This window comes from Streptomyces sp. NPDC057654 (assembly GCF_042800135.1).
Classification (GTDB): domain Bacteria; phylum Actinomycetota; class Actinomycetes; order Streptomycetales; family Streptomycetaceae; genus Streptomyces.
In genome coordinates this window covers 1-7,381 of the sequence record NZ_JBHVHQ010000411.1, presented here as the reverse complement: position 1 = coordinate 7,381, position 7,381 = coordinate 1, and the positions used below count along the sequence as shown (strand labels likewise).

Below are 7,381 nucleotides of genomic sequence, written 5' to 3'. Positions count from 1 at the left end.
GGACCAGGGCGACCCCGGCGTGCTGCGGGAGGCGCAGGGGCCCGCGGCGGCCGCCGCCGCGCGCCCCGACGCCGGGCCGCGCGCCCACCGCGTGTTCGGCAAGGTGCTGCACGCCAGCGCCCGCGAGCTGATCTCCGCGAACGAGCCCGGCGAGGCCCGGCAGCTGCTGCGCGCCGCCGAGCGGGAGCTGCGGCAGGCCGCCGCGCGCGACGGCTCAGTAGACAAGACGGTGCTGGACGCCGCCCTCGAATGGTCCTGGGTCATGTGGGACCTGTGGCGGCAGACCGGCGAACTCGGCTTCCTGGAACGGGTCGTGGAGGAGCTCACGGCGCTCGTCGGCGAGCACGCGCCGCACCGCCGCCAACTGGGCCCGCTCAACCTCCAGCTCGGCCGCGCGCTCCTCGCCCTGGCCGGCGCCCAGACCGCGCCCGGCGCCGCCCGCTTCCTCGCGCTCCAGGCCGTGGCCCCGCTGTCCACCGCCGCCGAGCTCCTCGAATCCGTCGAGGCCCACTTCCAGCTGTACGTACGGGCGCTGCTCGACCTCGCCGACGCGCTGCTGCTGGGCGGCGAGGCCGAGCACGAGCGGGTGCTCGCCGTGCTGGAGCGCGCCCGGCAGCTCACCGAGGACACGCCCGTACGGGCCGAGGCGCTGACCCGCACCGCCCGCGTGCACCGCGAGCGGTATGCGGCCGCGGGCGACGTCGCCGACCTGGAGCGGGCCGTCACGCTGTACGCGGGGGCGCGCAAGGCGCTGCGCGCCGGTGACGCCGCCTACGCCGACGTGCTGACCGACTGGGGCGAGACCGCGCTGGAGCTGGCCCGCGCCGCGCCCGGCCGGGCGGGCGCCTCCGCCGCCGTGCGCGTGCTGCGCGAGGCCCGCGCCGAGATGGTGCACGACGACCCGCGGATGAACCGGACGCTGCTGCTGCTGGGCCGGGCGCTGCTCCAGCGGTACGCCGACGAATGGGACGTCGTCGACCTGCGGGAGGGCGAGTTCATCCTCAGCCGCGCGGCCGGCGGCGCCCAGGACCCGATGCGGGCAGCCGCCGCCTGGTACGACCACGGGCGCGCCCAGGAGCTGCTGGGCCAGCCCGAGCGCGCGGCCGACAGCTACGAGTCCGCCGCCGACGCCGCCCTCCTCGCCCGCGACGGGCTGTCCGGCCCGGCCCGCCGGGAGGCCATGCGGCTCGCCGCGCGAGCCCTGCACCGCGGCGGCGAGGCGCTGCTCGACGCCGGGCTCCCGGTGGCGGCGCAGCGCTCGTACCAGCGGGCGCTGTACTGGTGGGATCTGCTGCCGGACGGGGACGGGGGGGAGCGCGCCGCCACCGAGGAACGCCTCCGCGGACTCGCAGAGGATCACCGGCCATGAGTTTCCGCCCGGTAGCGAATGGGCACATGTTCTCAGCTGGCCAACGCGCTTGTGAGGAGAGCAGGTTGACAGACGACGGCACCGACGTCCGTCCCGCGGGGCAGGACGGCGAGGGAGTCGGGGAAGGGGCCCTGCCCGATCTCACGGGCATCGACCTCGACGCCCTGCGCTCCCTGGACAGCCCGGCCCTGTCGGCGGTGCTCGACGTGCTGGTGCGCCGCACGGTGGAGCCCACGAGCGTGCTCTGCGCCTTCTCCAACGCGTCCTGACCCGCCGCCGGTTCCGGCCGCCTGGGGAGAGGCGGCCACCAGTAAGCCACAGGACGAGAGAGACACAGGGGGGAGACCGACGATGGCGCATCCGCACGCGCCCTGGCCGTACGACCGGCTCGACGTGGCCGCGCTGCGCGCCCAGGGCGTGGCCCCCGTGCCGTTCCGCCAGTTCGTCCTCAAGGTGCACAGCCGCTGCAACCTCGCCTGCACCTACTGCTACATCTACGAAGGACCCGACAGCGGCTGGCGCGACCGCCCCGCCACCGTCTCGGCCCGCACGGTCGAGCGGACCGCCGAGCGCATCGCCGAGCACGCCCGCGCCCACCGGCTGCCCGCCGTCGAGGCCGTCCTGCACGGCGGCGAACCCCTGCTCACCGGCGTCGAACCGCTCCTGCGCCACCGCGACGCCATCCGCGCCCGCCTCGACGCCGGCACGGAACTCACCACGACCACGCAGACCAACGCCACCCTCCTCACCGAGGAGCGCGTCACCCGCCTCGCCGACGCCGGCATCCGCGTCGGCGTCAGCCTCGACGGCGGACTGCCCCGCCACAACCGGGCCCGCGTCGACCACGCCGGACGCCCCTCCTACGACGCCGTCGCCCGCGGGCTGCGCCACCTCGCCGAGCGACCCGACGCCTACGCCGGCATCCTGTGCACCGCCGACCCCGCCACCGACCCCGACGAGATCTACGACTCCCTCCTCGCCTTCCGCCCGCCCGCCCTCGACTTCCTCCTCCCGCACGCCAACTGGTCGGCCCCGCCCCCGCACGCCGACCCCGCCGGCCGCCGCACCGTCTACGGCGACTGGCTCGCCCGCCTCTTCGACCGCTGGTGGAACGCGGGCCCCGGCGCGCCCCGGATCCGGCTCTTCGAGGAGTCCGTGCTGCTGCTCCTCGGCGCGCCCAGCGCCACCGAGGCCCTGGGCACCTCGCCCGTCGCCACCGTCGTCGTCGAGGCCGACGGCGCGATCGAGCAGATCGACTCCCTGAAGTCCGCGTACGAGGGCGCCGCCGCCACCGGCCTCGACGTCTTCCGGCACCCCTTCGACGCGGCCCTCGACCACCCCGGCATCGCCGCCCGCCAGCTCGGCGCCCGCGGCCTGTGCGACACCTGCCGCGCCTGCCCCGTCCAGCGCGTCTGCGGCGGCGGCAACTACGCCCACCGCTACCGCGCCGGCTCGGGCTTCCACCACCCGTCCGTGTACTGCGCCGACCTGCGGCGCCTCATCCGGCACGCGGCCCGCCGCCTCGAAGAGACCGCCGGCCGGGCCCGGCACACCACGGCGGCCTGATGGCCCACCGGATGCCCCCGCAGCTCCTCGCCGCCCTCGCCCGCACCCAGTGCCCGCCCGCCGCCGCCGAGCTGCTCACCGCCTCCCAGTACAGCAAGCGCCTCCTGCTGCTGCGGGCCCTCGCCGACGAGGCCGGCGCCGACCCGCGCTTCGACGCCCACTGGAGTCTGCTGGCCGCGGCCGAGCGCGCCGACCCCCGCGCCGTCCGCCAGGTCATCGGCTACCCCCTCGTCGGCGCCTGGGCCGTCCGCGCCCTCCGCCTCGTCCACGGAGACGACGCCCCGTCAGAAACAGCCGCTCCGGCGGAAGTCGGCCTCGCGGACGGACTCGCGGCCCTCGCCGCCGCCGCGGCCGTACGCGCCGGGGTGCCCTTCCGCGTCCGCCTGCCGCTGCGCCGCGGCGCCCTCGTGCTGCCCTCCGTCGGCGCGGTCACCCACCCCACCGCCCGCGACGTGCTGATCGAGGGCGGCCGAGGGGACGCGCCCTGCCCGCCCGGCTTCCGCTGGCTGCCGCTCACCGCCCTGCCGCCCGCCGGGCCGCACGCCGCCGCCGTCCCCTTCGACGACCTCGACCCGCACCGCGCCCCCGACGGCGGCTCCGGCCCCGCCGTGGTCCCCACCGACCGCGCCACCGCCGCCGACCGGGACCGCTGGCACACCCTGTGGCGGGACGCCATGGCGCTCCTGGAGCGCGCCGCCCCGGAGCGCGCCGCCGAACTCACCGCGCTCCTCGGCTGCGTCGTGCCGCTGCGCACCCCGGCCGCGGGCCTGGTGGCCGCGACGATGCCCGACGCCTTCGGCGCGGCGTTCACCTCCCGGCCCACGACCGCCGTCGACCTCGCCGCCACCCTGGCGCACGAGATCCAGCACTCGAAGCTCGCCGCGGTCCTCGACCTCGTGCCCCTGCACCGGGCCGGTCCCGAGCCGCGCCACTGGGCGCCCTGGCGCCCCGACCCGCGCCCCTTCGGCGGCCTCCTCCAGGGCCTGTACGCGCACGTGGCCCTCGCCGACCTGTGGGGCCGCATCGCCGCCCTCCGCGGCCCGGAGGAACGGGCCGCGTGGGACGCCCACGCCCGCTGCTGGGCCCAGGCCGGAGCCGTCCTCCCCGGACTCGTACGAGCGCCCGAACTCACTCCCGAGGGACGGGAATTCGCGCACGCCATGGCCGACGCGTACGCTCGGTTGCCCGCGTACCCCGGCGCACTCGGCCCCCGGGCGCGAGCCGCCGCCGAGGTGGAGGCGGCGCGGCGCGTACGGATAGGGCGGCGCATGGGCACGGCTCTGCGGTAAGAAACAGAGAGAAACAACCGAGTGGGCGCCGAGGACCCCGCCGACTCGACTGTCGCTTTCGCTCCGGAACGAGTTCAGACACGAGGGGAACGGTCGGATGGCCGCACAGCGAGGAGCCGGCGAGAGCGCCGGGTCACAGCAGTTCACCATCAGCTACGCGGGCTACAACCGGCCCTGGGCCGCGTGGATCAGCCACCGCCTCCAGCGTCTCGGCCATCGGCCGGTGCTCCGCCGCTGGGACGGCTCGGTGGACCAGTCCCTGGAGAGCACGCTGACGGACCTGCTCGACCAGCCCGGCAAGACCCTGCTGATCCTCAGCGACTGGTACTTCTCACTCGGCCCGCGCACCGAGGACGAGTGGAACGCGGCGCTGCACGCCGTCGTCGAACCCCACACCGACCGGTTCGCCGCCGTCAGCGTGACGACCCGTCAACTGCCGAGCGCGACCGGGCTGCTGGCCCCCGCGGACCTGTGGCGCATCGGCGCCGAGGAGAGTGAACGACGGGTGCTGGGCCGACTGGGACTGCCGACCGACGGCCCGTACATCGAGGACGACCGGCCCGGCACCCCCCGCTTCCCCGACGACCCGCCCGAGGTCTGGGGCCCCGTACCGCGCCGCAACCCCCGCTTCACCGGCCGCGACACCCTCCTCAGCGCCCTCCACGACTGGTTCGAGGACGCCCCCAGCGGGGCCGCCGTCTGCGCCCTGCACGGCATGTCCGGCGTCGGCAAGACGCAGCTCGGCGCCGAGTACGCGCACCGCTTCGCCTCCGACTACGACCTGGTCTGGTGGGTGCCCGCGCACACCCGCGCCGCCATGCGCGAGGGCCTCGCCGCCCTCGCGCCCGCCCTCGGCCTCGTCGACGCCGGCAGCGAGTACGGCGAGCGGATCCGCGCCGTCCACGAGGCGCTGCGCGTCGGCAGCCCGCACAGCCGCTGGCTGCTCGTCTTCGACGGCGCCGACGACCCCGCCGCCGTCGCCGACGCGGTGCCCTCCGGCCCCGGCCACGTACTGATCACCACCCGCAACCGCGACTGGGGCGGCCACGACACCGAGCTGATGGACGTCCCCGTGTACGCGCGCGACGAGAGCGTCGCCTTCGTGCGCCGCCGCGCCGACCGGCTCAGCCCCGCCGAGGCCCACCTCCTCGCCGCCGCCCTCGACGACCTGCCGCTCCTCCTCGACCAGACCGCCGGCTGGCTCGGCCAGTCCGCGATGCCCGTCCAGGAGTACGTGGCCCTGGTCAGCGGCTCCGTCTCGGACTCCGAGGACGTCCTCCAGACCTCCCCGTCCTACCCCGAGGCGTTCCCCAAGGCCTGGGACATACTGCTCAACACCCTGCGCGAGAACATGCAGGAGGCCGTCGACCTGCTCCGGCTGTGCGTCTTCTTCGCGCCCGGCCCCGTGCCGCTGCGGCTGCTGCGCGAGATGGGCGCGGGCCGGCTGCCCGAGCGGCTCAGCTGGCTGACCAACGACACCCTGAAGTGGAACCGCGCGCTCAAGATCCTGATCCAGTACTCCGTCGTCCGCATCGAGTACCAGCAGGCCATCTCCGAGGACGCCGGCACCGGCGTCGAGACCGTACAGATGCACCGCATGGTGCACGGCTTCGTCCGCGACACCATGTCCGACCGCGAGCACACCACCCTCTCCCGCGTCGTCCAGGAGTCCCTGGCCGCCGCCGACCCCGGCCGCTCCTCCGACAGCCGGCTCTGGGCCCGCTACGCCGAACTCGTGCCGCACCTCGAATCCTGCGGCGCCCTCGACAGCGAGGACCCCAAGGTCCAGCGGTTCGTCCTGAACTGCCTGCGCTACCTCTACCAGCGCGGCGAGTTCCGCACCGGACTGGAGCTGTGCGAGAAGGTCCGCGCGGCCTGGAGCGCCCTCCTCGGCCCCGACCACAACCAGCTGATCATCCTCACCCACCACCAGGCCAACATGCTCCGGATGCTCGGCCGCTACCAGGAGGCCGAGGAGCTCAGCCGGATCGCCGTCGACCAGCTGAACGCCCAGGACGACCCCGACGAGCTCGAACTCCTCAAGGCCATGAGCGGCCTCGCCGCCAACGTCCTGGCCCGCGGCCGCTACCGGGAGGCCCAGGGCCTCCTGGAGACCGTCTGGGAGCGCTACCGCGAACTCCTCGGCGACGAGGAGCCCCGCACCCTGAGCGCCCGCAACAACGTCAACGTCGTGCTGCGCCTCCTCGGCCGGTACCAGGAAGCCCTCGACCTCGACCGCGAGACGCTCGAAGCCCACGAGCGCATCCTGCGCACCCTGCACCCCAGCACGCTGGGCAAGGCCCTCAACTACGCCTGGGGGCTGCGCCTCCTCGGCCGCTACACCGAGGCCACCTCCCGCCAGGAGCTCGGCGTCCGCCTGCACCTCCAGGTCCTCGGCCGCAACCACCCGCAGACCCTGATGGCCCAGCACAACCTGGCCCTGTGCATGCGCCGCCAGGACAGCGACCTCTCCGCCGCCGAGGCCCTGCTCTGCTCCACCCTGGAGCGCAGCGAGCGGGTCCTCGGCCGCGACAACCCCGGCTCGCTCCGCATCGCCTGCGACTACGCCAGCATGCTGCGCGCCATCGGCGCCGACCTCGACGACGTCCGCCGCCGCACCGAGGACGTGGCCGGGCGCTATGTCGCCGTCATGGGCGAGGACCACCCCTTCACCATCGGCGTCGGCGGCAACATGGTGCTCGTACTGCGGGAGGCGGGCGAACGGCAGGAGGCGTTCGAGGCGGCCGAACGGACGCTGCGCCGGATGCGGGAGGCCATGGGCGAGGACCACCCCTGGACGCTGGGGTGCGCCCTCAACGCGGCGAGCTGCCGCAACCTCATCGGCCGTGTCGACGACGCCGCCGAGCTCAGCCGCGACACCCTGGCCCGCGCCCGCCGCACGCTCGGCGGCCAGCACCCGCTGACCCTCTCCTGCGAGGTGGGCCTCGCCGCCGACCTGCGCGGCCTCGGCCGGCGCGACGAGGCGGACAAGCTGGAGCAGGACGCGCTCCAGCAGCTCACCCGGACGTTCGGCGCCCAGCACCGCCACACGGTCGCGGCCCGCACCCGCATCCGCCCGTTCTGGGAGTTCGAGCCGCAGCCGGTGTAGCGGCGCGGCTCCACGCCCGTACGGACGCCGAGAGGCCCGGCCCCGCGC

The 7,381-nt window shown here is 75.5% G+C and carries 4 protein-coding genes and 1 pseudogene; all 5 read left to right on the top strand.

Annotation, left to right across the window (positions count from 1 at the left end; all coding sequences use genetic code 11):
* Nucleotides 1–1,369, top strand: a pseudogene (locus ACFU99_RS26145) (hypothetical protein); the annotation flags it as partial.
* A 65-nt stretch (nucleotides 1,370–1,434) separates the two neighbouring features.
* On the top strand, nucleotides 1,435–1,638 hold the full coding sequence (locus tag ACFU99_RS26140) for an FXSXX-COOH protein (RefSeq protein WP_384396121.1): 204 nt from the start codon (nucleotides 1,435–1,437) through the stop codon (nucleotides 1,636–1,638).
* An 82-nt stretch (nucleotides 1,639–1,720) separates the two neighbouring features.
* Nucleotides 1,721–2,935 carry an FxsB family cyclophane-forming radical SAM/SPASM peptide maturase gene (locus tag ACFU99_RS26135; protein WP_384396119.1) on the top strand — a complete coding sequence of 405 codons (1,215 nt, stop codon included), beginning with the start codon at nucleotides 1,721–1,723 and terminating at the stop codon, nucleotides 2,933–2,935.
* 11 nt (nucleotides 2,936–2,946) lie between these two features.
* Nucleotides 2,947–4,224, top strand: coding sequence for an aKG-HExxH-type peptide beta-hydroxylase (locus ACFU99_RS26130; protein ID WP_384396116.1), 1,278 nt, complete (start codon nucleotides 2,947–2,949; stop codon nucleotides 4,222–4,224).
* Between the two features lie 97 nt (nucleotides 4,225–4,321).
* Nucleotides 4,322–7,333, top strand: a complete 3,012-nt coding sequence (gene fxsT / locus ACFU99_RS26125) for an FxSxx-COOH system tetratricopeptide repeat protein (RefSeq protein WP_384396113.1) — start codon at nucleotides 4,322–4,324, stop codon at nucleotides 7,331–7,333.
* Nucleotides 7,334–7,381: the final 48 nt, after the last annotated feature.

Excerpts from the sequence above, each read along its gene's own strand:
- fxsT (WP_384396113.1), top strand. The coding sequence starts at position 4,322 with ATGGCCGCACAGCGAGGAGCCGGCGAGAGCGCCGGGTCACAGCAGTTC.
- ACFU99_RS26135 (WP_384396119.1), top strand. The coding sequence starts at position 1,721 with ATGGCGCATCCGCACGCGCCCTGGCCGTACGACCGGCTCGACGTGGCC.
- ACFU99_RS26130 (WP_384396116.1), top strand. The coding sequence starts at position 2,947 with ATGCCCCCGCAGCTCCTCGCCGCCCTCGCCCGCACCCAGTGCCCGCCC.